General features: G+C 38.1%; 24 protein-coding genes and 1 pseudogene. 4 read left to right on the top strand and 21 right to left on the bottom strand.

Annotation, left to right across the window (positions count from 1 at the left end; all coding sequences use genetic code 11):
- Nucleotides 1-20: 20 nt before the first annotated feature.
- Genes cps2T through E5260_RS05205 form a run of 5 tightly spaced genes read right to left on the bottom strand, consistent with a single transcriptional unit; the run spans nt 21 to nt 4,235 of the window.
- Entirely contained in the window at nt 21-1,199 is a 1,179-nt protein-coding gene (cps2T, locus tag E5260_RS05225) for a beta 1-4 rhamnosyltransferase Cps2T (RefSeq protein WP_003643246.1), read from the bottom strand.
- 49 nt (nt 1,200-1,248) lie between these two features.
- On the bottom strand, nt 1,249-1,917 hold the full coding sequence (locus E5260_RS05220; protein WP_003643245.1) for a sugar transferase: 669 nt from the start codon (nt 1,915-1,917) through the stop codon (nt 1,249-1,251).
- 47 nt (nt 1,918-1,964) lie between these two features.
- Entirely contained in the window at nt 1,965-2,738 is a 774-nt protein-coding gene (locus tag E5260_RS05215; RefSeq protein WP_003643244.1) for a tyrosine-protein phosphatase, read from the bottom strand.
- Nucleotides 2,725-3,453, bottom strand: a complete 729-nt coding sequence (locus tag E5260_RS05210; protein WP_003643243.1) for a CpsD/CapB family tyrosine-protein kinase — start codon at nt 3,451-3,453, stop codon at nt 2,725-2,727. The genes E5260_RS05215 and E5260_RS05210 overlap by 14 nt, the downstream gene beginning before the upstream one ends.
- A gap of 11 nt (nt 3,454-3,464) precedes the next feature.
- On the bottom strand, nt 3,465-4,235 hold the full coding sequence (locus tag E5260_RS05205) for a YveK family protein (protein WP_003643242.1): 771 nt from the start codon (nt 4,233-4,235) through the stop codon (nt 3,465-3,467).
- A gap of 354 nt (nt 4,236-4,589) precedes the next feature.
- Between E5260_RS05205 and E5260_RS05200 the strand changes: the two genes are divergently transcribed.
- Nucleotides 4,590-5,192, top strand: a complete 603-nt coding sequence (locus E5260_RS05200; RefSeq protein ID WP_003643334.1) for a tyrosine-type recombinase/integrase — start codon at nt 4,590-4,592, stop codon at nt 5,190-5,192.
- Between the two features lie 57 nt (nt 5,193-5,249).
- Here the strand turns inward: E5260_RS05200 and rfbB (E5260_RS05195) are convergent, their stop codons facing one another.
- Nucleotides 5,250-6,254 (bottom strand): dTDP-glucose 4,6-dehydratase, encoded by a 1,005-nt coding sequence (rfbB, locus tag E5260_RS05195; RefSeq protein ID WP_025015690.1) that lies wholly within the window; start codon nt 6,252-6,254, stop codon nt 5,250-5,252.
- A 486-nt stretch (nt 6,255-6,740) separates the two neighbouring features.
- Here rfbB (E5260_RS05195) and E5260_RS05190 point away from each other — a divergent pair, with 486 nt between their 5' ends.
- Nucleotides 6,741-7,424: a transposase gene (locus E5260_RS05190; RefSeq protein ID WP_003643331.1), complete on the top strand. Its 684-nt coding sequence runs from the start codon at nt 6,741-6,743 to the stop codon at nt 7,422-7,424.
- A gap of 99 nt (nt 7,425-7,523) precedes the next feature.
- Entirely contained in the window at nt 7,524-7,775 is a 252-nt protein-coding gene (locus tag E5260_RS05185; RefSeq protein ID WP_350028494.1) for a transposase, read from the top strand.
- Nucleotides 7,776-8,039: 264 nt separating this feature from the next.
- Here E5260_RS05185 and rfbB (E5260_RS05180) read toward each other — a convergent pair.
- Nucleotides 8,040-9,039 (bottom strand): annotated as a pseudogene (rfbB, locus tag E5260_RS05180) (dTDP-glucose 4,6-dehydratase).
- 375 nt (nt 9,040-9,414) lie between these two features.
- Between rfbB (E5260_RS05180) and E5260_RS05175 the strand changes: the two are divergent.
- Nucleotides 9,415-10,830, top strand: coding sequence for an oligosaccharide flippase family protein (locus E5260_RS05175; RefSeq protein ID WP_003643326.1), 1,416 nt, complete (start codon nt 9,415-9,417; stop codon nt 10,828-10,830).
- A gap of 167 nt (nt 10,831-10,997) precedes the next feature.
- Here the strand turns inward: E5260_RS05175 and E5260_RS05170 are convergent, their stop codons facing one another.
- The 14 genes from E5260_RS05170 to E5260_RS05105 form a co-directional block, all read right to left on the bottom strand.
- Entirely contained in the window at nt 10,998-12,230 is a 1,233-nt protein-coding gene (locus E5260_RS05170; protein WP_128531241.1) for a hypothetical protein, read from the bottom strand.
- A 37-nt stretch (nt 12,231-12,267) separates the two neighbouring features.
- A complete protein-coding gene (locus E5260_RS05165; protein ID WP_003643324.1) occupies nt 12,268-13,326 on the bottom strand; it encodes an acyltransferase in 1,059 nt (352 codons plus the stop codon).
- Nucleotides 13,319-14,350: a hypothetical protein gene (locus E5260_RS05160; protein WP_003643323.1), complete on the bottom strand. Its 1,032-nt coding sequence runs from the start codon at nt 14,348-14,350 to the stop codon at nt 13,319-13,321. The genes E5260_RS05165 and E5260_RS05160 overlap by 8 nt, the downstream gene beginning before the upstream one ends.
- A gap of 24 nt (nt 14,351-14,374) precedes the next feature.
- Nucleotides 14,375-15,628: a hypothetical protein gene (locus E5260_RS05155; protein WP_025015691.1), complete on the bottom strand. Its 1,254-nt coding sequence runs from the start codon at nt 15,626-15,628 to the stop codon at nt 14,375-14,377.
- A complete protein-coding gene (locus E5260_RS05150; RefSeq protein ID WP_025015692.1) occupies nt 15,588-16,235 on the bottom strand; it encodes a YveK family protein in 648 nt (215 codons plus the stop codon). Before E5260_RS05150 ends, E5260_RS05155 begins: the two co-directional genes overlap by 41 nt.
- 25 nt (nt 16,236-16,260) lie before the next feature.
- Nucleotides 16,261-17,370 (bottom strand): hypothetical protein, encoded by a 1,110-nt coding sequence (locus E5260_RS05145; protein ID WP_003643320.1) that lies wholly within the window; start codon nt 17,368-17,370, stop codon nt 16,261-16,263.
- A gap of 11 nt (nt 17,371-17,381) precedes the next feature.
- Complete coding sequence (locus tag E5260_RS05140; protein ID WP_003643319.1) at nt 17,382-18,458, bottom strand: glycosyltransferase; 1,077 nt, start codon at nt 18,456-18,458, stop codon at nt 17,382-17,384.
- Nucleotides 18,455-19,564 carry a glycosyltransferase gene (locus tag E5260_RS05135; RefSeq protein ID WP_003643318.1) on the bottom strand — a complete coding sequence of 370 codons (1,110 nt, stop codon included), beginning with the start codon at nt 19,562-19,564 and terminating at the stop codon, nt 18,455-18,457. The genes E5260_RS05140 and E5260_RS05135 overlap by 4 nt, the downstream gene beginning before the upstream one ends.
- Entirely contained in the window at nt 19,564-20,628 is a 1,065-nt protein-coding gene (locus E5260_RS05130) for a glycosyltransferase family 2 protein (RefSeq protein ID WP_003643317.1), read from the bottom strand. The genes E5260_RS05135 and E5260_RS05130 overlap by 1 nt, the downstream gene beginning before the upstream one ends.
- Before the next feature lie 7 nt (nt 20,629-20,635).
- Nucleotides 20,636-21,763, bottom strand: a complete 1,128-nt coding sequence (gene glf, locus E5260_RS05125; RefSeq protein WP_024971398.1) for a UDP-galactopyranose mutase — start codon at nt 21,761-21,763, stop codon at nt 20,636-20,638.
- Between the two features lie 149 nt (nt 21,764-21,912).
- The gene (gene larD, locus E5260_RS05120; protein ID WP_003643315.1) at nt 21,913-22,629 is read right to left on the bottom strand and encodes a D/L-lactic acid transporter LarD; all 717 of its coding nucleotides are present in this window, start codon (nt 22,627-22,629) and stop codon (nt 21,913-21,915) included.
- Between the two features lie 189 nt (nt 22,630-22,818).
- Complete coding sequence (locus tag E5260_RS05115) at nt 22,819-23,748, bottom strand: YihY/virulence factor BrkB family protein (RefSeq protein WP_003643314.1); 930 nt, start codon at nt 23,746-23,748, stop codon at nt 22,819-22,821.
- A gap of 376 nt (nt 23,749-24,124) precedes the next feature.
- The gene (gene wecB / locus E5260_RS05110) at nt 24,125-25,243 is read right to left on the bottom strand and encodes a non-hydrolyzing UDP-N-acetylglucosamine 2-epimerase (RefSeq protein ID WP_003643313.1); all 1,119 of its coding nucleotides are present in this window, start codon (nt 25,241-25,243) and stop codon (nt 24,125-24,127) included.
- A 188-nt stretch (nt 25,244-25,431) separates the two neighbouring features.
- The gene (locus tag E5260_RS05105) at nt 25,432-26,607 is read right to left on the bottom strand and encodes a serine hydrolase domain-containing protein (protein ID WP_003643312.1); all 1,176 of its coding nucleotides are present in this window, start codon (nt 26,605-26,607) and stop codon (nt 25,432-25,434) included.
- Between the last annotated feature and the right edge of the window lie 103 nt (nt 26,608-26,710).

Here is a 26,710-nt window from a genome sequence, read left to right as displayed (position 1 = left end):
CGTATAACACACGTACTAGACTAGTAGTTTCCACTAAATACTTTCTCGTATTTATTAATGATAATTGACCAATCGAACTGTTTAAGTATCCGATTCTTGGCTAAGAAGCTTAACCGATTTATTCCGTCACAATCTAACTGCTCAGTACGTTTGATTAAAGAACTTAAAGAACCATTGTCCTTTGTCCAGTAATATGCCCCCGACATTCCGACTTCACGATTAAACCCAACATCTAACAACAAATTAACTTTGGTACTACCTAACGCCTCTAAAAGTGAAGGATTGGTTCCCCCCACCTCATGACCATGCAAGTACGCGAACGCATTCTCACGAATAAATTTCAAGATTTGATTGTCATAAACAGTTCCCACAAACTTAATACGCTGATCATTTAAGAAATGATTTGACTTCTCCAAATCATCATAAAACTTGTCCTTTTTAACATTAGTAATAATAATCAAATCTTTGTTGGTATCAGACTTCATAAATTCTTTAATCATCGTTGCATAATTATTTTCAGGTACAAAACGACCAACGATTAAATAATAATTATTGGGCTTCACATTAAATTTTGCGTACCATTCTTTAACCTTTTGATTGCGTAAACTGACCTCAGATTTTTTAATATCAGAACCATATGCTATGTATCGAGTTTGCGGCTGATATTTTGAGTAATCTGTTTTGATGTATTTCTCAATGCTTTGACTATCACAAATTAAAAGGTCGGCATGCTTTACCATTAATTGTTCAGACAATTTCCAGTATTTGCGTACAGGAAGGCTCCATTTAGCACGTAACCATTCGTGTCCATCAGGATTAACTAGCAATTCACCATTGAACAGTTTCAATTGCTTCTTAAAGTGATTAATAAATGGTCCCATTCGACATGCCAAGACGTAAACAATTGGATGTGCAATTTTTTTCCGACGAATAATTTTCAAAGCTTCTTTAAACGCTTTAACATCATACATAATTGCTTTAGCCGGACCAATATTGGGAACATCTACATTAAAACAAGTTGCATCATTATATTCATATAAATCAGCTTTATTCTCAGATAGATCACGTCGGCAAGCTACATAGTAATGAATTCGATTTGTTTGTTTCCGGGCTGTTAATTGATCCACAAAGGATTCAAAGCCACCATATCTAGCCGGAATTCCCTTTGCGCCTACGATAAATACCTCTCTTTTTTGCACTTTCTAAAATTCCGCCCTTTCGATGATTAAAACAACTAATACAAATTGTTTAATACGCTCCATTTGGTCTAAACATGATTTTAACCGTTCTAAATATAATCCATAAATCAAATTTCAAACTGCGTTTCTGAACATAAATCAAATCCAGTCTAACCATTTCATCAAAACCAACACTATTGCGAACCGTGGCCTGCCACAATCCAGTGCATCCAGGCTTAACATACAAGCGTTGCTTATCATAGTCTGTATATTCTTTAACTTCTCGTTCCAGTGGCGGTCGTGGTCCAACTAAACTCATATTCCCCTTCAAAACATTAACAAGCTGTGGTAATTCATCAATACTGTATTTTCTGATGAATGAACCAACTTTAGTTACACGAGGATCTAATTTCATCTTGAACATGGCACCATCAACGTCATTTTCTGAAATAAGTGTCTTCAAGAGTTCATCAGCATTCGATACCATTGATCGAAACTTATACATTTTAAATCGTTTACCGCCTTTTCCAACTCTTATTTGCGAATAAAAAACTTTGCCTTGGGAGTCCTCAGCCTTGATTGCAATTGCCACTACTAAAAACATAGGTGACAATAGAACAAGCGCCGTGAAACTAGCACACACATCAAATAATCGCTTTATTAATCGATATCCATACCGCTCTCGTTGAACAATCGGATCAATAATAATTGTTTTTGAATTATCCCCACTGTATTCCATCACAGCCACACCTTTTATTAATTGATAAAGCTAACTTTCTTAACCTACTAAAATAGCCAAAACTTCCGCTGCCTTTTAGGTAAACATATATTTGAAATGTCAATCAACTCACCATTCAACAAATCCCGAGCATTGGCTGCAAAACGTTCAGGATATTGAGAATCCATATCATTTAAGACTTGATAGGCCTTAGTCATAGCAAAGCCCCGATTTTTCAGCGTATGCGCATCTGATGCGACCACTTGAACCAAACCACACTTAACGAATTCTTTTGCAGTTCGCTGTACTTGTTCCCCAAAAGCGCCAACTAAACTCGTGGCCGTAACCTGTGCCAAGACCCCATTCTCGGCCAACTTGTATAATCGCTGCGGTTCGGCAATAATTTGAGCATTCCGTTCAGGGTGTGCAATGACCGGGGTAATCCCCTCACAAGACAATTGAAAAATCATCTCATCCAAGTAACTTGGTACCATCTCGTGGGGAAGTTCTAACAGTAAATAGTGTCTACTGGTATCTATTCCCAACAAATCATCAATATTTTCCATCAGCTGACCATTCAGATGTACCTCTTGACCAGGAAAAATGGTTAACGGAATATCATTTGCATCTAGCTCTGCTTGAAATACCTTAACCGCCGCTGCCACATCACCGGCATGATTGAGGTAGTGCCGATCCATATGATGTGGTGTCGCTAAAATATAGCGAATCCCGTCAGCCACCGCCTGCCGTGCCAATTCCAATGACGCTTCTAAGGAAGGTGAACCATCATCAATGGCTGGTAAGATATGGCAATGTAAGTCAACTAAATTATTTATCTTCATCGCTGTAGTACCCGTAGCCACTGTTATAGCCGTAGTATCCGTGATGAGAGCCATCACGAACATCGTTCAGCACCGCACCCAAAATGTTAGCTTGCGATTTCTTTAATGAATTAACAGCATCACGGACCGCTGCTTTTTGGGCCACACCTTGGCGAACAACTAAGACCGTGCCATCAACTTTATTAGCAAGCAACTGTGAGTCAGTCACTGGCAAAATTGGTGGTGCGTCAACGATCACCAAATCTAATTTACGCGTTGCCGAAGTCAAAAATTCGGTCATTTTATTACTACCCAATAGTTCAGCAGGATTAGGCGGCTTAGGACCACTCGTCATCACAAATAGATTGCCAATGACGGGATGAATTGCATCATTCACGTCGTCCAACTGATTAGCTAACCATGAGCTCAATCCCTTATGATTTTTAAGCCCAAACGTTTTATGAATCGTCGGTCGTCGCAAGTCAGCATCGACCAATAAAACTTGCATCCCTTCCTTGGCATACTCCACTGCTAAGTTGCCACTTACTTTCGATTTGCCCTCGCCAAGCATGGCTGAAGTCACCATCAAAGTTCGTAACTTATGGTCAGTAGCCGTAAAATTGATATTGGTTCGAATTGTTTTAATCTGCTCAGTAATGACCGACATGGGTTCATTAATCGTGGTGAGATTAATTGGTGCCGTAGTCGCTATATTCTTTTCTTTACGTTTAAACATCTAGCACCCTCCTAAACTCGTTTCATCGCTTGTGACGATGTTCGATCGTTATGCGTATGATAGCCGCCATTCAGATTCAAGGCCTGTTTCTTCATTGAATGGTGATGTTGATGGTTAACCAAGCCTAAACTAGTCAATCCTAATTCATCAGTTAAGAAATCGGCGTCGTGAACGCGGCGATCAGTGAGCATCCGAATCGCTGCATAAACAAATCCTAATAGTAAGCCGACAACTAACCCAATCAACATATTCAGTGGCTTCTTCGGCGATACTGTGCCACTTGGCGTTTCGGCCGGAGCAACAATCGTGACGTTGTTAACTTTAATAATCTTTTGCACTTGGTTCTTAAAACTACGAGCAATTTGATTAGCAATCGTCGCACTAGCTTTCGCATTAGCATCAGTCACGGCAATTGAGAAAACCTGTGAGTTGGTCGTGCTTGTCACACTCACTTCACTTTTCAATGAGTTCAGTGAGCGCTCAATACCATAACGTTTACTTAATTGTTGCTTAGCTGGGTTTAAAACCACCTGTCCAGCAATTAATTCCTTGTAGGTCGTAATCATCTGAACATCGGCCTGCTGCCCAACATACTCAGTAGCGGCATTAGTATTCTTACGGTTAACCAAAATCTGAACACTCGATTGGTACTTAGGCGTAATTACAAAGAAGGTCAATCCTGCGGCAACTATCAATCCCACCAACGTAAAACTGACAATTGCGCGCCAGTACTTACGGATAAGCCGGATAAAAAAGTCAAAACTTACTGCTTGATCCATCATTCACTCTCCAAATTAACTAGATTAAAACTACATTTTATGTAACGTCATTAAAATAAAAAGAAAGATTCCTTTTACATCAATGCTTCACGTTAATTTTTATAAAATGAGTTTAAGATTGTATGAATTGAACTAATAACAACCATTTTTATACAAAAAAATTCACATTATATTGACAAATGTTTATGTGATGTTATATTTAACTACAGATTATGGATAAACGGCACTATTTTTTTTAAAATAGTGCCGTTTATTCGTTTAATCGAGTATTGTACTAGATGTTTGATTATATTTATTAATTAATATAGTTTATAATTAATGCTTAATAGTCATAATTAGTATGTCCCACGAAAGGGTGTGATTAATATTTACTACAATGTTGAGCCCTTACGTTCCAATGAAGAAATCACTGACTTCGTTAATAAGGCTCGGAACGGTACACACGGTGAACGTAACACGCTGTTAATTCTAATTGGTTTAAATACTGGACTTCGAATGAGCGATATTCTTAACTTAAAGGTCGGACAGATTCGCTATCACGATATTGTCCACATTACTGAAAAAAAGACAAAAAAAAGGCGTGTGATTTTACTCACACGCCTACGTCCACAAATCAATCACTATATTAAAGATTTACCAGATAATGAATATCTTTTTACCAATCGACAGCATCAGCCACTAAGTGTTAATGCCGTTTATAAGCTTTTCCAGACCATCGCCCGTAAAATGCACCGAACGGATATCGGTACCCATACGCTTCGTAAAACTTTTGGCTACCATTATTATCAGCAAACCCACGATATTGGAACTTTGATGATGATTTTCAATCATTCTAGTGAAGCAATTACAAAACGGTATATTGGGCTCAATCAGGATGTTATTTTGAAGCAGATGGCTGGGTTTTCATTAGGGATTGATACTCAAAATAAAGCCACCTCCCCTAATCAAAAGACTGGTTAAACTATTACGATTAGTTTAACCAGTCTTTTTTATAATGATATCAGACAAACCCATTATTTATTGATTGTTACGAGCATAGGTCATCTCAACTTTATTTTTATCCATCTGCCACCAATCTTGGTGATCCACATACCAATTAATGGTCTCCTGCAATCCAGATTGAAAATCAGTGTATAGCGATTGCCATCCCAATTCATCACGAATCTTTGATGCATCAATTGCATAACGTAAATCGTGACCAGGACGGTCTTTAACAATATCATATGCATTTTGGGGTTGCTTCATTAACTTTAGAATCATTTCTAAAACAGCTTTATTACTCATTTCACCGTTTACACCAATGAAATATGTTTCACCAATTTTTCCTTTAGTTAAAATATCCCAAATAGCCGCAGAATGATCGTTCACATGAATCCAATCACGTATGTTACTGCCACTTCCATATAATTTTGGGCGTCGTCCGCTCAGAATATTAGTAATTTGACGTGGAATAAATTTCTCAATATGTTGATATGGACCATAATTATTTGAACAATTCGAGATTGTCGCCTGTAAGCCAAATGACCGAATCCAGGCTCTAACTAACATATCACTACTTGCCTTAGATGCAGAATATGGGCTTGACGGTTGATAAGGACTGGTTGGAGTGAACTTTTCATTACTTCCAGATAAAGGTAAATCACCATAAACCTCATCCGTTGAAACATGGTGAAATCGTTTATGGTATTTACTAGCTGCTTGAATTAGCGTATACGTACCAACAATATTAGTCCGAATGAATGGCCACGGATCAATCAGTGAATTATCATTATGACTTTCTGCTGCAAAATGAACAATCATATCTGTCTGACGAACTAATTTAGCAACCAACGGACCATCACAAATATCTCCTATAACCAATTTAACACGATTCCCCAGTAAGCTGGCAATGTTCGCTCGATTACCAGCATAAGTTAGCTTGTCTAGAATAGTAACTTCTACTTCTGAATGATGCTGTAACACATATGTGACAAAGTTAGCTCCAATAAAACCTGCGCCACCAGTTACAAGTAACCGTATCATACTCATAATACCTCCTTACCATATATTTCTTCTATTATAACAAAGGCCACATCCATCATAACCGGTTCTATGATATTTGGTGTTGATAGATTTCATCCATCAACACTATTTTTGTGCACAACAAAAGGACATACCGTTCTGTGCTACAATCAAGGCGACCAAAACCGGTTCTATAATATCTGTTGTTGGTAATTAAGTGAAAGCTTGATTACTGGCAGCAGATATTTTTGTATGTATTTTAATCATGGTATATTAAGAAAGTGCAAAAAAAAGAGATATAGTCAGCAGACTTATATCTATCCACTACCACATTTCAAGAGAAAGAAGCGACTATACCCCTATGAGTAAGGATACTAAATTCTTGTTAGGAATTAAAGACCCTAACATAAAAAAAGTAAGAATTATCAGCGATAGTCAAAAAAAGGGCCCCTTAAGGCCCAAGCAGTTTTGGACTATCGTCCCAAAGCCTGTCTAAAATGTGGTGTCGTGAACAGGAAAACAATTATTCGATATGGTTGGCGGCAAGTACAAGTTAAACTGCTCAGGAGTAGTGAGCGCGACGTCATCCTGCATCTAAAGAAACGCAACTTTAAGTGTAAAGCCTGCCAGAGCTATTTCTTAGCAGCAACTACACTAACACAACGGCATCATACGATTTCTAACAATGTTCGTTTCGCTTGCTTAGAGAAACTGAGCGAACCAGTCACGATGACGCATGTTGCTCAGGAGCTAAACATTTCAAACAGTACGGTGGTCTCAGTTTTAAAGACCTATGAACGAGATTTATTAACCCACTATGATTGGTTACCAAGTATCATTTGTATGGACGAAGTCAAGTCAACTAAGGACGCCAATGGTTCAATGAGTTTCGTCTTTATGGATGGGAAAACCCATCAATTTATAGATATCTTAGAATCAAGAACACTTGTGAGTCTTGAAAAATATTTTAATCGTTATACGAAAGCAGCCAGAATGAGTGTCAAGGTTATTGTGACGGATATGAATTATACGTATCCAGAGCTAGTCTCAGTATTTCCAAAGGCGATAATCGTTACTGACCGATTCCATGTCGTGAAATCAGCGGTAGTGGGCTTTAATCAAACTCGGATTCGTGTCATGAAACAACTTGCCACATCAAATGTTAAGTATAAGGCTCTGAAACGATATTGAAAATTACTATTGAAGCCTAATGAAAAACTTGATATTAAAAACTATCAGCACTATTTCTTTATTAATGAGTCGCATATTCAAAAACAAGTCGTCGAAGAGATGCTAGATTTCGATCCAGAACTAAGACAAGTTCTGGATCCTAGCCATCAATTTTCAGAAGAAATTGAGAAACATTTTGTCAGACTAAGAGATAGTCAAGCATCGATTGAGAACGCACTTAAATATCAACACTCAAATGGTCCTTTGGAAGGGACAAATAATAAAATCAAAGTCTTAAAACACACCGCCTATGGTTTTGACAACTTCAATAACTTCAGATTACAGATACATTTAATGTTCAAATTGAAATAGGTGCTTAGCCGTTGCGCGGCTAAGCACCTATAAAAAGATTACCAACAACAGTTGACAGAGAACCAGTAATCTGGTGTTTTTCTATTAATTATGCCGACAATTCAATCAAACATCTAATCTTCGAACAGTTGTTCAAGGCATATCTGTAGTCAATATCCCACTCTCTGTAACTATCATACAAGTTGTAGTTACTTTCTCAAGTAAATTAGTGAGGTGTGGTGGGCTTGACCAGCCTTTTGGGGTACGGCCTTTAGTCATCATTGGTTATGGTTGTGCGTACGTCTGTTCAACTTGCACTTTGGTTGTCTCCCACCAGCTACGATGGATCGTATACCACGCAATCGTATCCTGGAGACCCGCTTCAAAGTTGGTGTAGCGTGGCCGCCAACCAAGCATTTTGAAGCGTCAATTTCATAACGTAGATCGTGTCCTGGACGGTCTTGGACAATATCATAAGCGTCTTGTGGCTGCTCCATCAATTGTAAAATCATTTCGAGGACGGCCTTATTGCTCATTTCCCCATTAGCGCCAATTAGATACGTTTCACAAATTCGGCCCTTTGTTAAAATATCCCATATTGCAATCGAATGATCGTTTGTATGAATCCAGTCACGAATATTATTACCAATTCCATATAATTTTGGGCGTCGCCTACTCAAAATATTAGTAATCTGGCGTGGAATAAACTTTTCGATATGTTGATAAGGACCATAGTTATTTGAACGATTTGAAATCGTCGCCTGTAGACCAAATGACGTGTCCAAGCTCTCACCAACATATCACTACTAGCTTTAGACGCCGAGTATGGACTTGAAGGTTGATAAGGGCTTGTTGGAGTAAATTTACTTTCATCGCCACTGCCATGCTCAGTCAACGGCAAATCACCATAGACTTCATCAGTGGACACATGATGAAATCGCTTGTGATACTTAGTTGCTGCCTGTATTAACGTGTACGTGCCACCAATGTTCGTCTGAATAAACGGCCATGGATTGATTAAGGACTTATCATTATGACTTTCTGCAGCAAAATGCACGATTGCGTCAGCTTTGGAAACTAATCTATCTACTAACGGCGCATCACAGATATCGCCAACTACTAGTTTAACTCGGTTACCAAGAATGTCAGTTAGGTTGGCGCGATTACCGGCGTAAGTTAGCTTGTCCAATATGATTGTTTGTACTTTGGGATGTGAATCATAAACATATCTAGCAAAATTGGCACCGATGAATCCAGCACCGCCTGTAATTAGTAGATGATTCATATTAATAACACCTTTCTTAACTACATTTTGAATGTATGTAATCAGATTTTAAATTATTCTGTCAACACCTCCAATTTAGTAGATCAAACACTAATTATACATATATACTTACTAAAAAGCATGCTCGTACAAGTACTTTATCTATATTATACCTTTTATATCTGGATAACTACTTTATACTTGAACAAAGTTATACTTCGAGATGTTTTCATGAAACAGAATAGTTTCAGAATTACTTGCTATGAACTAAGCATCACTGTGATAGCTGTTAAGTTGCATCGAACGATTTGTAGAAACGCCCTTGAACAGTCAATAAATATGCTATAATTATTCAGTCGCATTTTATTTATTAATACAACAACTGTGAGGAATTATATGACAATTGTAAAAAACTATCTTTATAACGTCGGTTACAATATTTTGATTCTACTTACCCCGTTGCTAACAGTTCCCTATATTTCTCGAGTACTTGGTCCCTCAGGAGTCGGAATCAACGCAACAACTAATTCAGTAATTACATACTTTTTACTTGCTGGAACAGTCGGAATAACAATCTATGGTAATCGTGAAATTGCCTTTATCAGAGAAGATGATAGAAAAAGATCTCAAACGTTTTGGGAAATTGAAATTCTGCAAATTATAACAATATCAATAGCATACTTAGCATTTTGCATTTTTCTATACTTGCAGAATCAACTCAAAATATATTTCTTTTACCAATCCTTTTTGATTATTGCAGGCGCTTTTGATATCTCCTGGTTTTTTATGGGGCTTGAGGATTTTAAAAAAACAGTTATCAGAAATATGATTGTTAAGTTATTATCCTTAGCTTCAATATTTGTGTTTGTAAAAAATAGTCATGATGTGGGTATTTATATTTTAATTCTATCATTGTCGCAACTGTTAGGTAATATTACTCTATGGCCATATTTGCCTAAACTTGTCTATGCCCCCAAGACAAGCGAACTACGAATATTTCGGCATTTAAAACCTTCGCTATCTTTATTTGTTCCACAGGTTGCCACAACTATTTACCTTGCCGTAAATAAAACAATGCTTTGGAAATTGGACTCAGTTACTGCCTCTGGATACTATGATTACTCAGACAAGCTGGTAAAACTCGTGCTTGCTATCGTCACTTCTACAGGTACAGTCATGCTTCCCCATGTGGCTAACCTTTACGCCAAGAAACAGATCAACAAAGTGAAACAATACTTATATACTTCGTTCGATTTTGTTCTTTCAATTTCAATACCAATGGCTTTTGGAATTGCGAGCATTGCAACCGCATTAGCACCGTGGTTTTTCGGAAAAGCATTTACTTCTGTAAATATTCTTTTGATAATTGAAGCGCCAGTTATCGTTCTAATTGGTCTAAGTAACGTGATCGGACAACAATATTTACTACCTACAAAACAAATGCGTACTTATACAACTTCTGTAGTACTCGGCGCGATCACTAACATCATCATCGATATTCCGCTAATTCTGCATTGGGGTGTTTACGGTGCCATGTTTGCAACATTGCTTTCTGAGTTGGCAGTTACACTGTATCAACTAATCATGGTTAGAAAGTCACTAAAGGTTAATTTGCTATTTACCAATTCACTTAAGTATCTTTTCGCTGGAATCATGATGTTTATTCCTATATACATTTTGAATGTAACAATGAATATCTCCACAGTTAATCTCATCTTACAGATACTAACTGGTTTACTTGTTTATGTCGGGTTCTTGCTTATTCTACAACCTTCCATTATCTTTAAGCTAAAATCACTCAGGAAAATGTAAGTAGAAAATGAGGGCGCAAAATTAAGCGCTGATTCTTTCTAAATTATTCAGGAAAAGAGTGTTCTAAACTTCTCAAAAGCCGGGAAGTTTAGAACACTCTTTTCCATTAGAAATAAGCTAAAATTTCATGCTAATCGACACCTACTTAAGTAGTCTTGAGAGAGACACTAGTATGAATGAACTTTCGGGTTACTACTTATGCTTAACTTTTCCCGATGGAAATAAAACTCTTTTACTTTTCTATCCGTTGACCAATAAACAATTTTTGATTTATAGCCATTTCTATACAAGAAGACATAAGTGTTCTTTTCCGTTTTCAGGCGTTTATAAAAGCTATATCCATGTAATTGCTTCAGCATACGACGAATATCTTTTCCAGAACTATTCAATGTTCCATTTTTATTCTCAATTGACCAAGTGTGATCAGTCGAATCCGCAGTCCATAAAACAATCTGTTTAGCACCAAGGGCATCTAAGATTAATATTTCTCGCCTTAGATAGCTACTTTGCTGTTGCCGAGTATAATTGCCATTAAAATTTTTGGGGGTCCCAAATCCTAGTTCTGTTGCTGATATGTCTGAAGCTCTCACTTGATTTAGAGTCCTAAAAAACTTCTTGTAATATTTATTTGTTAGTAGCTGTTCCGGTCGTCCATAAATGTATGGATGAAAGCTAACATGTTTATTCTTTAATGGCATACCCGCGAAAACGGATAATTCAAAAGAATCAATTGTTTGCTTACCCATAAAAGTATAATTTCCGGTTAGAAGTACGGGCTTCTTGGCATACTGCATCAAGCAACTAGAGATATATTTATCTAGTTTAATATAATCTTTCGCTTGTGTAAGCGAAACTGGTTGATTAAACCAATAATTTCCTCCATAGTTCGCCTCATTCACACTCTCCCAAATGATATTTTCCCGGGAGTAGCGTTTAATGGTATTTCTTACTACTAACCTATAGTGCTTCTGGGCTACTTTATAATCTTCAAAATGATTGGTATGTGACATTCCATCAACTGCATTATTATCTCCCAGAGCAAAGAAAGAAAATATTGGTATAATATGCCCATCCTTACATTTTTCTACTATATAATCCAACATCTGGTTATTCAATTTAGTGTTATCAAATGACCCCACAGAGACTCTCAAATAGCTCGGTGAAAATTGCTTGATACCCACAAAATCTTTATCCACCATTGCCTTAAATGTCTCATAATTACTATTCGAGGCAGTTATCTGCCATGACCAATAATTTACACCTATTTTTTTATTAATAGGTGTATCTTGTTTTTTTAGTTTCCCAATTTTAGAGTATTGTATAAGTAGTAATCCGATGCCTAAAATGAATACAACAAATACAAATATAACAGTAATTATTGTAATCTTTTTTTTATTCAAGTAAAATTCTCCCGCTACATACATTCTTGTCAACACATCATAGATACTTTTTCACAGGTGGAATCAATCTCACAACATTTATCGTAAGTGCTGCTAGACTAACAACTACTAACACCCAAATCCAACATGCAATAAAAGAGCCTACTAATGGTAATAACCATGTAAATACTGGCAACAGTAAGATTCTATACATTTCTTCTAACAAATAGACTCCAAGAACAGCTGGTGCAAAAAAATTAATGAATAAATGTTGTTTCCGTGATTTTAACTTTTGTTCATGATTTTGAAAAAACAGAAAAATTGCCCCAGCTGGCAATACGGTAAACAACATGAAAAAGGTCTGGGAGCTTTGTTCGGACAAAACATGCGTTAAGTGAAACTGATACAACACCATAGCAATAGTTATAACTAGACCTAAGAAAGCCAATATCCACACGGTTCGTACTATTGACTTATTAGCTGCTATATCAGGCCTACGAACATGCAAGTAGTACCCTAAAAGCATATAAAAAATTACATCGGTTGATACGAAAGGAACACTCAGGTCTACTGACCCCATTCTAAAAACATATTGCATAATGGGCAGTATGCCTGTTAAAATCAATTGCAAATATATTAAGTATTTGAATTCTTGCTCTGACAATTTAGTAGCTAACGCACGTAAAAAAGGCAACATAATCAGAGCGGCTAGATAAGTATATAGAAGCCAATAAGGGATTTCCATAGGGGCAGCATATATATATCTAAAAAAGCCAAGTAGCGTAAAACTATTCCAATTATTATAATACTGTAAGTCAAACAAATATCTAATGAACGAAAAGACAATAACAATAATTGTATATCTGAGTATTCGCTTTTTCCAAAGTACTCCTAAGCTTTCCTTTTTATTCAATAACAGAGCCCCAGATACCATGAATAGTAAAGGAACTGCAACTTTACAAATTAACGAAACAAGCAGATAAAAATAGAATAACGGACTATTCATTTGCTGAGAAAATAAAAAGAAACCTCTGGCATTAGTGTGGTTAAAGACAACGAATATGATAGCAAATATCTTTATACAATCTAAGTAGTAGTACCTTCTAGTATTAGCCATGATAATTCTCCAGAATGATTGACTGATTTTTCAACAACTTTGTAAAAGCTTCTCTAATATACAATCCCTGTTGCATTCTTTGTGCAACAACCCGTGCATTTTCTGTGTATATTTGATACTGATGATCTGTAACGCCGCTTATTATGTCACCTAATTCAGCAAGTGATGATACAGAAAGCCCTAAGTCATTTTTTTGAACCCAATCACTCATTGCAGAATCATCCCAGACAATTACCGGTAAACCACTCCGAATATATAGCGATACTTTATGTGGATTATTAATTTTTAGATACTCACCATAAACACCAGAACATGTTGTAATACTATCTCCATCCCAAGCCAACCCGTATCCCGAAACAAATTGCTCACTTAGTTGTTCAGGCGAATATATACCCTTATAAGCTAAAGCTGTAGAGTATTTTTGGGGATTTGGACCATAGATATGATATTTGACATCTGTGCTTGTTATTTTTGTTAAAAAAGAAGACTTTGCGAGATTACCCGCAAAATTCACTACATTACCAGATTTACGCTGAATTGGAACACTGAAATCAGATAAATAATCAAATGCACCCAACACTTCACTTGGAATCGTCAGACCATTTTCAATCAGCCAGGACTTCATTTTAGTATTATGCACAATTAGAAAGTCAAATCCATTCAATAAATCAATTTCTGTATTAATCGCATCCTCATGATTGACATCAATGCGTAACGATTCAATGTCATGAACAATTGCCACGATCTTAACATTTGGCCTCTTGCCTGCTTCCTTCACTAGTTGCTTGGTAATAACTTTGGAGTACAGCGGGTATTGCACTACAATTAATCCTTCATTCAGACCGTTGAATACTTTCTTCCAAATTCTGATGGCATACAATACTCGCCCGACACGATTAGTTGGGATGACCAATGACAATTTTTCTAGCCCAGCCTTAAACAGAATTGCTTCAATATCCTGCTTTGCCTTGCTACCAGCATTATTATTTTTTTCCAATTTTGTAGAAACTAAGTAACCCTTCATAACCGATACTCCTTGTATTTTCTCTTACCATTCTTTTAACTCTGCATACTTAACATACGACATTTCATTTTGATGTTTCGCTGTTCTATTCATAAACTCAGCACAAATTCCGAGCAAAAATACATTATATTGCACTTCTAGTAAATGCTGATCAACAGCAGAAACAAGCAGAATAGACAACCAGACAAACATATATAAAGCATCTTCTGCTTTAATACGGGAATATAGATTTACAGAAATGGCACCAAGTGTTATCACCGTAAAAATTACACCATAACATAGCAGCATTCCAATATACGATGAATCAATAAAAAAATACGTAAGATTTCCAATTGAATTATTGAACATCTCGCTACTAGTTCCTCCCCACCCACTTTGAATAATATTCTGACCAAACATTTTTAACCCATTGACCAGATATGCATGATTTCCGAGCGCTAAACGATTAGTTAATAAGCCGTTCAGTCGAACAAAAAAACCATTTTGGTAATTGAATGTAAACGTTAATATGCACATCAAAAAGAATATGATTACCGGTGAAAAAAACAAATTTTGTTCTGTATGTTTATAAATCTTTCCCAACTGTTTTTTCCTTTTTATCTTATTCTGGAAAGCAAATAGTATTGTTAAAAAAAACAACATCCCGATTCCAATCATATCTGCCTGAGTACTGGTCAGAATTGAAACTCCTATGAACCCCACTCCAATAATACTCAAATCAATTAAATTTATTCTTTCTGCCTTTAAATATACGTATGCACATAACAAATAGAAAATATGCGAAGCAAAGTCTGTTGGATAAATTGTCCCCATTGCATATCGTACATTGCCGGCATCAGAAAAAACCAGATTAGTCGTAAAACCAGTCAGAGTAGACAGATACGCAATGACTAATATCGGTACAACAATCATCAAATAGCCCTTGATAATTTTCTTAAACGGAATTTCTGAGCAACCCAGAACTAACAATACCGTTGGAATAATTCCATGTGATCCTGATGTATGTGCTGCAATTAGAGTTACAAAAACGGTTATAAACATTAATACGGCACGAGTATTAGTTATTCGGTCCAAAAAAAACATCTTACTAACCAGTAGTATGCTGGCTATACCAGTTAATCCGCTAAGGAAAAATCCAGGAATATATGACGTTAGTACAGTAGTCTGAACTGTCCGAGTGGCTAACAACATAACAAATGAAATCCAAAAAACTATCCTAGACACCTTAATTCTATTCTTAATTTCTCTTTGATTCACTGTGGTCGTCATGCTGTTCATTTAATCCTCCAAACTCTATGCCAAGCGCTACCATACACATTATAAAGACTCCTACGACACCACTATAGAAAATTACATCTGTATTTCCGTACTGTACTGAGTATCCGGGAATGATTCTGAATGACACGTTCATCGATTCATCAGCATCCTTAATTCTCATTTTTATTATACGTGCCATTGTCCGAACACCATATCGCGACAGTTCTTTGGATGACGAGATACAATTAATAGTCAGTGACTGTCCATCAACAGCAACTGAGGAGTCAAACATTTGTCCCAGATCAACATTATTTATCCAAACACCATAATAATAATGTAAGGAATCATTGACTGCCTGGATAGTATCATATGACTTCACAACTACTGAATATTTAGAGAGATCATTCAACTCTGATTTTTTTTGCTTAATATAAGCTTGTTTAGACATGCTTTTTGATTTTAAGTGATATACTTGCAACGCTACACTTGATTTGTATACAGTTTTCGATCCAAACTGCCTTAAACCACTCCCAAATAGTAAACCACCAACAAGTCCAATTGCGAGTAGCCACCACCATCTTCTCAAAAAAGCAATTCTATCTGAAAAAAAGAACAATTTCGATTTCAACTTATTCAACCCTCAATTCACACTGTCATCGTACAGAAAAGTCATGTGTAGTTAAGTCTATATCTGCTTTTTTTTGCTTTGACAAACTGCTATTGTTTTTCAAGAACGAACGATACATCATGCCATTAGAAAATCCCGTTTTTCGATCAACTAATGTATAGCACATTAGTAACCTATTTTTCGTACTAATAATTTGTGCTGCCTGGTAAGAATAGCGTTTACTAGTTAATTCTATTCCACTCTGCTTCAAATCATCTAAAGATGTTGTTGATGTAAATACCTTCACTCTCCCTTGACTATCGATACCAGTCAAGTAATACGTATTATCCTGATAATTAACTGAAATATCCTCTAATTTAGCCGGTAGCTTTGAATCGATAATCCTATTCCATTTTGATTTCACAGCACCATCTTTGGTATCGATCCGTGCATAATATACCCTATTTTCTTTGTTCTTGCTTGTATTACCCAATATCAACATATAGGTTCTTCCCTTAACAGAGAAAACATGTTGTTTCTTGATTCTTCCCTTATTGAAATGAGAGCTCCATCTCAAAATTTTCCAGCTCTGGAAGTCGTTGGTATACATGGCTTTCTTACCAAAATACACATATAGATCATGTCCATTCCATAGTGGGGTGGTATTACGCATCTGAATATTTGGATAATCAATATTCAACCTTTGCCAACTAGTACCATTACCACTGGTCAATATTCTTAGTCTTGCAACAGAAGATGAACTGTAGTTAGCTTTTTGGCTACCACCTAAACTCGTTGTACTTAATTCTTGTGCCATACTTAGCACCAAATGACTCTTATTCAGAGTATTTGCCACATGTTTAGTATTCAGATTTGAATTATATTTAAGGGTTAAATTTTGATTTTTTCTAGTAAAGTTGCTCGGCAGATCATTACTGTTAGTTAAGTCATAGTCCTGTATTTGGGGATTAAAATCATAATTGTGTAGAAACTTCCCTGCTAAAATGATTGGTGAATTAATTAGTGTTCCATTCCTATCTACCTGTTTTATTTTTATTACAGTATCTTGACCTGTTCCAATTAGGTATGTATAACTACCATATGCAATTAACGCAATAAAAATGCCAGCAATAATTAAATTAATTTTCTTTTTCATTATCTAATTTCCTAGTTTGACTGTCTGAATATTTCAGTTAGTGCCATAACAAAGTGATTATCATATTCTTGACTTGAAAACTTATCAGTAGTGTGCATGATTTTATCAACATTTTCAAAAGAATCTAACCGATTCTTTAATGTCGTTAACTTCTTTGTAAAATCTTGGACATTGTTCTGGGAAAATAGATATCCATTTTCACCATTAACTACCTCATCTTCTGGCCCAGTCGCACAGTTACTTGTAACTACAGGAATTCCACGCTGGAGGGCTTCTAGAATCACCATTGGAAGTCCTTCATAATTGGAGGTTAACAGCAACGCATCAACTGCTTTCATCTGCGCCCACGGATCTGCCACCCACCCTTGCCAAACAATTTTATCATCCAATTTCAGCTTTTTAGCATACATTTTACACAGGGATAAATCTTTCCCGTCACCAAAAAAATCCATTCGCCATGCAAATTTCAACTGTGCTAGTCCATCCAGCATAAACTTTAAATTTTTTTGGCCTATATAATCAATCCTTCCAACGTATACAAACCTAACTTCATCTGTTTTTGACCTTGTGATAACCTGATCCACATTTTGAATGGGGTTGTAAATCAGATATATTTTGCGTTCATCAATTCCAGCACTCATTAACTGTTTTTTTATACCAGAACTAATTGCAAAATGTGCATCCGCATATTTGAGGAGTTTAGGCTTTGAGAAACTCGTACCAACCATCGTGAAATGTATCCAAGAAACTATTTTATAGTGTCTTCGAAAAATGAAACGCATCACATATGCGATTAAAATTGATCTCACACCCAAAATCAATAGTACATCTGCACGACTTGATGCGTAGAAAAAAAACTTCTGTAACAAGTTTTGAAACCGATTGTTCTTCGCTAATGTTAACTTCTTTAGGCTTGGCTCAATGCTCCGCAACCAGCTCTGGTTCTGAACATGGTCTGGAGTAAATAATGAAAACTCTATTGTCGAATTTAGTTTTGATGAGTTCAAAACATGATTAACAACTGTTTCAGTACCACCTTGACCAGAAAGGTTGGGTGCAACTATGGTTACAGTCAGCTTATTACTCATTTATATATATCCTTTCCCTCCATAATTGCCTTAAAAACATCTTGCATCCCCAAGGCATCACTGCCGATACTTAGCCCCTTTAAAGCAAATAGTTGTTCTGTTTGCTTTAAAGTATACTTGCTGCGTCGGAAGTTCTGATTCAAAATGACCTCCATCCAATCATTTATATCTAGCGATTCAAATTTAATATTTCCAGTAATATCAATAGCTCTGGGAACTTTCTCGCTTACAAGGCAAGGTAATCCATTGGCCTGAGCTTCAGCAGCAACAATTCCAAAGCTTTCATACAGTGAAGGAAAGATAAACTGATCGGCTGCTGAATAATAAGATCCAGTTTCACTTTGAGATCCGACAAAGTGCACATATCTCTGTATCCCATTCTGTTCACAATATTCCTTCATGCTTTCTAAAAGCGGCCCAACCCCAACGGCAATCAAATGCACTACTTTATGACTATCCTTCAATTTTTTTATAAGACGCATCGTGAATGGATAATTCTTTTGTTCTGTGAAAGACCCCACTTGGATTAATACTTTAGCTTCTTCTGGAATACCTAACGATTCTCTTATTTTTGTCCCTTCACTCTGTGAAAATTCAAAGTCCGAGCTATCAATTCCGTTCTTAATTACCAGAAACTGGCGTTTTCGATACAGCCACTCACCTGCCTCGGTTCCTGCCGCAAAAGCATAGTCGTAATGCTTAGCAAAATATGGATAGAGTAGTTCGTGTAAGACTGGATGTTCCGTCTTAACATTGTGTGCGTGCACTATAGTCGTAATACCACATTTATGGGCTGCATATAGTTCTGCTGACATAGTTGCTGAATTACCATGTATATACACGATATCATACTGATTTCTAATCATAATCTTTGATAACCATTTAATATATCTCAACGGGTGGGAATTGCGGCTTGGAAAAATATATACTTTGCCTCCCTGATCAATAATTTCATTTTTATAATCATCTTCGATATACTTATTTACAATAAAATCACATTGAACTACTTTGTGATCAAAATGAGTATAATAGTTCATCATCATCATCGACATACCATTTCTATTAAATGGAATAGTATTTATCATTAGAATCTTAATTATTTTCACTACTCCTTACTCTTTTGAACATGTATTCTGGCCCTGTAAAAAAGCACAGAAAAATGAGCTTTAACAAAAGAAATCACTTTGCCAATTGCTAATACTGTTGTCACCATCCTGAGACGATAAGGAATCATAAACACCCCGATAAGCCCTTTGTTGCTCTTTCCCTTTTTAAAGGCTGATTGCGTGAGTGGATCTGACAAAATCTTTTTAACATAGCTCTTTTTTTTGCTAATATGCATGTTATTATCTGCAATCTCCTGTGTTAGCTGGATCATTCTCAATGCATAATAATTATAGACATACATTAAAATTACATTATCCGAAATTTTCCAATCATCATACACAGCGAGAATATGCTTGAATTGCTGTATTCTATTTGCAAAAAGCTTTTCATTGAAAACTTTTGTCGTTTCTGAACCTGGTCGAGAGCGGAAGAAATGGTATTCAGCAATATCTAATACACCCACACGTTCAATATTCCTGATAACTTCCATATTAAAATGTAAATCATCCCACTTCACCTGCGGAAATTCAAGATGATGATTTTTAAGGTAACTAGTCTTATACAACTTGTTCCATGGTACCGCAAGAAAAGTATTATTTAAATACTCATGCGCATGCAATCGAAAGTCATTTTGTGTTGCAAAGATACGCTTTGACATTACATTTTTTACAGAGAAGGCTTTTTCCTTCTCATAATATTCGTTGACAAAACCAGTAATAGTCAATTGTAATTGATGTTCTTCTGCAAAGTCATACATCTTCTGTAGCATAGTTTTTTCCAACCAGTCGTCCGGATCCAAAAAATACAAATACTTTCCCTGAGCCCGTTTGATTCCCGTATTTCTAGCTGCGGCGGCACCTGCATTAACCTGATGGAGTCCTATAACACGATTATCCTTTGCAGCAAAATCACCAATAATTGCTCCCGAAGCATCTGAAGATCCATCATCAACTAAAATTACTTCAATATCCTTCAAAGTCTGTTCTAATATACTTGAGACGGATTTCTCCAAGTATTCTTCTACGTTATATACCGGTGCTATCACTGTTATTTTTGGTTTCATTTATACACTACATTCCTTTTGATAATTCTGACTTTACACAGACTAATGCTGCATGAATCACTTGGTGCATATCATAGTACCGATATTGCCCTAAGCGCCCACCAAAAATCACGTTGCCCTCCTGCTTTGCAAGTTCAGCGTATTGCTTATACAACGTATTATTGCGAGTATTATTAACTGGATAATATGGTTCGTCTCCGCGTTTCCAGTTAGCTGGATATTCACGAGTAATAATTGTCTTACCCTTGTCACCTTTTCCAAATTCAAAATGCTTATGTTCGATGATTCGAGTATACGGTGTTTCCGCATCCGTATAATTAATAACAGCATTTCCTTGGTAGTTGTCAACGTCACGTTCTTCCGTTTCAAATCGTAAAGAACGATATTCCAATTCTCCTAATTGATAATTGAAGTATTGATCAATCATCCCAGTAAATATGATCTTCGGAAAGTCGGCTAAATACTGATTTTTATTGGCGAAGAAATCCACACCGGTCTCAACATCAATTTCTGGGTGATCCAACATTTTTTCGACGATTTGCGTGTAACCACCGATTGGAATCCCTTGATAAGTATCATTGAAGTAGTTGTTATCGTATGTGTAGCGGACTGGCAGTCGACGAATGATAAATGCTGGTAAGTCGGTCGCCTTTTGGCCCCATTGTTTTTCGGTGTAGCCCTTAATCAATTTTTCATAAATATCAGTACCAATCAACGATATTGCTTGTTCTTCAAGATTCTTAGGTTCGCCGCTTAACTGAGCAGCGTCTTTTTGTTCCTGAATTTTTGCTTGTGCCTCTGCAGGTGTCCGAACTCCCCACAGTTCACTAAACGTATTCATATTGAAGGGTAAGTTATACATATGTCCTTTATAATTTGCGACTGGACTGTTTGTATAACGATTAAATTCGGCAAATTGATTAACATACTCCCAAATCTGTTTATCAGAAGTATGGAAGATATGAGCACCATATTGGTGAACTTGAATTCCATCTACTTCTTTGGTATAGATATTTCCGGCAATGTGATCCCGCTTTTCAATCACCTTGACGTGTTTACCACGCAATGCTGCTTCATGGGCAAAGACTGCACCGAAAAGTCCGGCACCAACAACCAAATAATCATACTTACTCAATTTAATTTCCTCCAAGAATATAAAGTCTCATCATGCCATTATATCAAAAAAATTTTAATGTAAAAGGGCAATCGTTATATTGTTGTATAAACATCGATAAAAAAGACGACTATTTTTACAATAGCCGTCCAAAATAATTATAGTATTATCTACCCAATCCCAAAGAACCCATGCATAAACAACGCCGCACAAGCAGCCCCAACGAAAGGTGCAATCCCAGGAACAATGATCCCGTATTGCCAGTCGCTGTCAGCCTTGTTCTTAATTGGTAAGATGGCGTGGGCGATCCGTGGGCCCATGTCCCGTGCAAGGTTCATGGCGAATCCAGTTGGGCCACCTAGCCCCATCCCAATGGCCCAGACTAAGAGCCCAACACCAATCGGCACGATCCCCGGCGTCTTCACTTCAGAAATAGCTAAAATCCCAGAAATAAAAATAAATGTATCGAAGAATTCGACGAAGAAGTTCCGTGGTAAGTTCCGCACAGCGGGTGCGGTTGAGAATAAGTTCCGAATCGTAATTGGGGAAATCTCATCAGCAGAAGCGGCAAAATGGTCCGCATACATGATCCAGACGATCACGGCACCAACAACCCCACCCAAAACTTCTGCAACTGAATACGGGATAAACAATGACCATGAAAGGTTCCCTAAAATACATTGGGCTAATACCATGGCCGGGTTAATGCAGACATTGCCGAAAATGAAGAGAGCAATTGTAATCCCAAACCCCCATGTTGTAATTGCGAAGATATGGCCGGAACCGCGATACTTGGTCCCCTTTAAAACCTCACTACAATGTACACCGACACCAAAAATAATCATCAAGGCGGTTCCCATGAACTCTGCCAAAAGCTGATGAATCACTATCTTTCTCCTCCTGTGGCGTTGTTACGCCTGTTTATTTTGAAATAGACGCCACTTACTTTCAGAAAGCACCGGCACTTTTTTCACACGAACACCATTATACACAAAATCCGAATCGTTTAATATGTAAATCGCAAAAAATCTTGATTTTACAGGATTAAACGTTCGGATTCAATTAAAAGGTTCTGATTATTCTTTTTTAGTTGTTTTTTTGCGTTTGAAGAATTGTCGACGAATGCGGCGAATCATCCGTGGAGACTTTGGCTCAATCTTATGCTCAAACCATTCCTGCACCGACGCATTGACGACACCACCAAACATCAAGAGAATCCCGGAAAAATTCAACCAGAACATCAGTACAATTAAACTCCCAATCGTTTGGTAAGTCGTAATCCGTTTAGCAAATAATTCGATGTACACCCGGAACCCTTGCGAGATCACGATCCAACCAATCGTCGTGACTAACGCCCCCGTCCAAATGTAACGCAATTTTACCTTGGCGTTCGGTACAAAGTAATACAACAACATGGCGACGACGAACATCCCAACAAAGGTAATCAAGTTTTTGTTTTCCAACAACTGATTGATCCAATTCGGAATGATGGCACGCGTGAGATTCGTCAAATTCAAGATTACGTCTAGAATCAACTGACTCAACGTGAAGAAAATCGCCAGCCCTACGATGAGGAGTAATAGTCCCAACGTTAAGAAAAAGGCAATAATTCGCGTCCATACGGCATTTTGGGCATCCGTGACCCCGTACGCCTCATTTAGACTCCTGCGAATTGCCGCAATGATTTTAGACGCCGACCAGACTGTCACCAAAATCCCAATTGACAAACTACTGCTGCTGCCACTAGACAGAAATGAAACTAAAATCGGCTTAAACGTCTGGTAGACATTACTAGGAATAACTTCCTGAGCGTACGCTAAAATCTGTCCAGACTTCAAATCAAACCGGGCTATGAGGTTTCCGGCAATCAAGATTATCGGGGCAATCGACATTAACGCGTAGTAGGCCAGCACAATCGCATTATTGCTGACATTGGCTTGTCCATACCGCCGAATAATAATTTCCAGGCTTTTCGTAATTTTAGGGTAACGGGCTTTTAAATTCATTCATTTATCCTCAACGCTCACTTATAGTATTTACAATTATACAATGGAATGCCGCGGGAAACACCTTTTATACTAGGATTAGTGCTTTCGGCGAATAGACTAGTCGGTCCAATCAGATCAATTGATGGCAATACCTGGCCGCTGACGAGTAAAATCCGCTTATCTCCCAGCCGTCAGCCACTTTGACAAAATCAAGTAGCTGCCTAGACGCTCAGTAGTACTGGGCCCATCCAAATTTTAACGCAAAAAAATAACCGGTATTGATACCCCCGCGGCATCCATATCCGGCTCTTTCACATCTTTACGGAAGAAATGAAAATTTTTATCACTATGTCAGTGCTTAATATTACACTGTTTATACAAAAATGTAAATAAATTAATGTGTACCAATTTTTTTCATAATCGCTTGTAAGATGTATTCCGCAGCATGACCATCGCCATAAGGATTTTTAGCGCCTGCCATCCGTTGGTACGCTGCGGAATCATCTAACAGACTGGTCATTGCTGCCGCAACCTGCTGACCATCAGTGCCGACTAATCGTAACGTCCCCGCGGTGACCCCTTCCGGTCGTTCAGTAGTATCACGCAATACGAGCACCGGTTTATTCAGTGACGGGGCCTCTTCCTGCACCCCACCCGAATCCGTCATAATGAAGTAACTGCGCGCCGCCATGTTGTGAAAATCAAGCACGTCGAGCGGGTCAATGAGGTGAATGCGATCGGTATGGCCGAGGATACGTTTGGCGACTGTCTGCACTGCCGGACTCAAGTGTACTGGGTAGACCACTTCGACATCGGGATGCTGAGCAACCACTCGTTTGATGGCGACAAAGACCGCTTCCATCGGGGCGCCCTGATTCTCACGCCGATGCATCGTGAGTAAGATCATCCGGTGCCCAGGCTGAATCAAATCAAGCGCAGCGTGTTGATAGTCCATCGAAACCGTCTGTTTTAAGGCATCGATGGCCGTATTGCCCGTTACCGTGATGGCCGTATCCGGATGGTTTTCCTTCAATAGATTCTGCCGACTTAATTCGGTCGGTGCAAAGTACATGTCGGCCAGCACGTCGGTCAGCTGCCGATTCATCTCTTCAGGATATGGCGAGTACTTCTGCCATGTCCGCAACCCCGCTTCCACGTGTCCGACTGGGATTTGATGATAGAAAGCACTCACACTAGCTGCAAACGTCGTGGTTGTATCGCCATGCACCAGCACGATATCAGGCTTGACTGTATCCATAATTGCATCTAGCTTCGTCAGTACCCGGCTGGTGATACCAGCTAACGTCTGATTAGGCTTCATGATATTCAAATCATAGTCCGGCGTAATGTGAAAAATCGTGAGCACCTGGTCTAACATCTCGCGGTGTTGAGCCGTCACCACCGTTACCGGTTCAAATTGTGGCTGTTGCTGCAACTGCAACACGATGGGCGCCATCTTAATTGCTTCTGGCCGCGTGCCGAAAATCGTCATTACCTTAATTGGTTTTGTCATTAACTTTCACCTGCATCATTTAGTTTCTAATCTCATCATAGCGTTAGTTACGTCGTGGCGCCATCATTTCGAGTAAAAGTTTAGTTATTTTCAAGGATTCAGCCAAACGGACGGGTAAGCAAAAACACCACCTTAATCGCAGACACACGTTCTCCTGCAATTAAGATGATGTTCAGCCCGGACCGTTTCTAAAAAGGTACCGTCTTCAATAAAATATCACGAATCTTATACGCTACCTGGTTGTCACCACCAAAAACACCCTGATTTTCAAATAAGACTAAGGCGACTTTGGCATTTCGCGACCCCATATAGTAGCTATGAAAATTATTGTCATTGCCACCCACTCGAATCAACTGGCCTGCCTGGTAATAAACGCCTGCCGAATATTTAATTTGAAAATTATCCGCAAGTGACTTTAAACCGGCTTCGCCAACTAGCTGGCCGCTTTGAAGCCCATACATAAATTTATAATAATCCCCCACACTCATATATAGACTACCACAGCCTAATTCACTAGATTGTAACGGCTTAGAAATGATGCCACTCTGACCAAACCCATTAGCCAAGCGATACGAAGTCGGGTTGATCACATTGCCCGGAATATCGTTATATTCATAGGTATGTTTTAATCCCAATGGCCGAATGATGTCATTAGTCAAAGCCGCCTGATAGGATTTATGCGTCACTTTGCGAATAACCCCTGCCAATAAGGTAAAGTTCGCGTTGGAATAGGCATAAGCATGATTATTCGTCGACCGTAAATGTTGCAGTGTAAAGTTCAGCCGCGCCGTCTCCGTTGGTAAAATCGTCTTTGGTGTTATCTCAGTCATCCGAATACCGGAACGATGGTCTAATAGTTCACGTATCGTAATCTGATTGGCGTACGGAATTTCCGGGTAAAAGTGACTCAGCTTCGTCGTCAGACTCAACTTACCCTGATTGATCAGTTTTTGAATCATCACGCCAGTCACAGCTTTTTGTAATGACGCTAATGGATAAGCCTCCGTCGCAGTATTGCGGACTTGATTGGCATCATCCGCATAACCATACGTTCGAACCCGGACCCCCGCCGGACCGTTCGTGGTCAGTAATAGTGTCCCCATAATATGATGACTTTTGATCAACTGATCGATTTGCTTGATTGCCTGGGCCTCAGTAAGCTGGCCGGGCTTCAATTTAGGCTTAGTCGTCGTTTGCTTTTTCGTCGCGGATTTGATTTTTGACGCTGCCTGCTGTACTTTAATTGTCTTTGGTGTCACTTGCTGTGCTCCTTGACCTAATTGCTGTGATCCCCACACACCCACACCAATCAACCCCAGTAAGATTGGCAATAAACTTAATAACCAACGCCGTTTGTTCATCATGATCCCCCCTGTTCCTGATGAGTCGCCCGTCAAATCTGACTTGACTACTATTTAATTGTCACAAGCATACGCCCTCACTTCTGACTTTGCATTAAAATGCGAA

Source organism: Lactiplantibacillus plantarum (assembly GCF_014131735.1).
In the GTDB taxonomy this organism is placed as follows: Bacteria; Bacillota; Bacilli; order Lactobacillales; family Lactobacillaceae; genus Lactiplantibacillus; species Lactiplantibacillus plantarum.
This window is presented reverse-complemented; position numbering and strand designations above follow the sequence as displayed.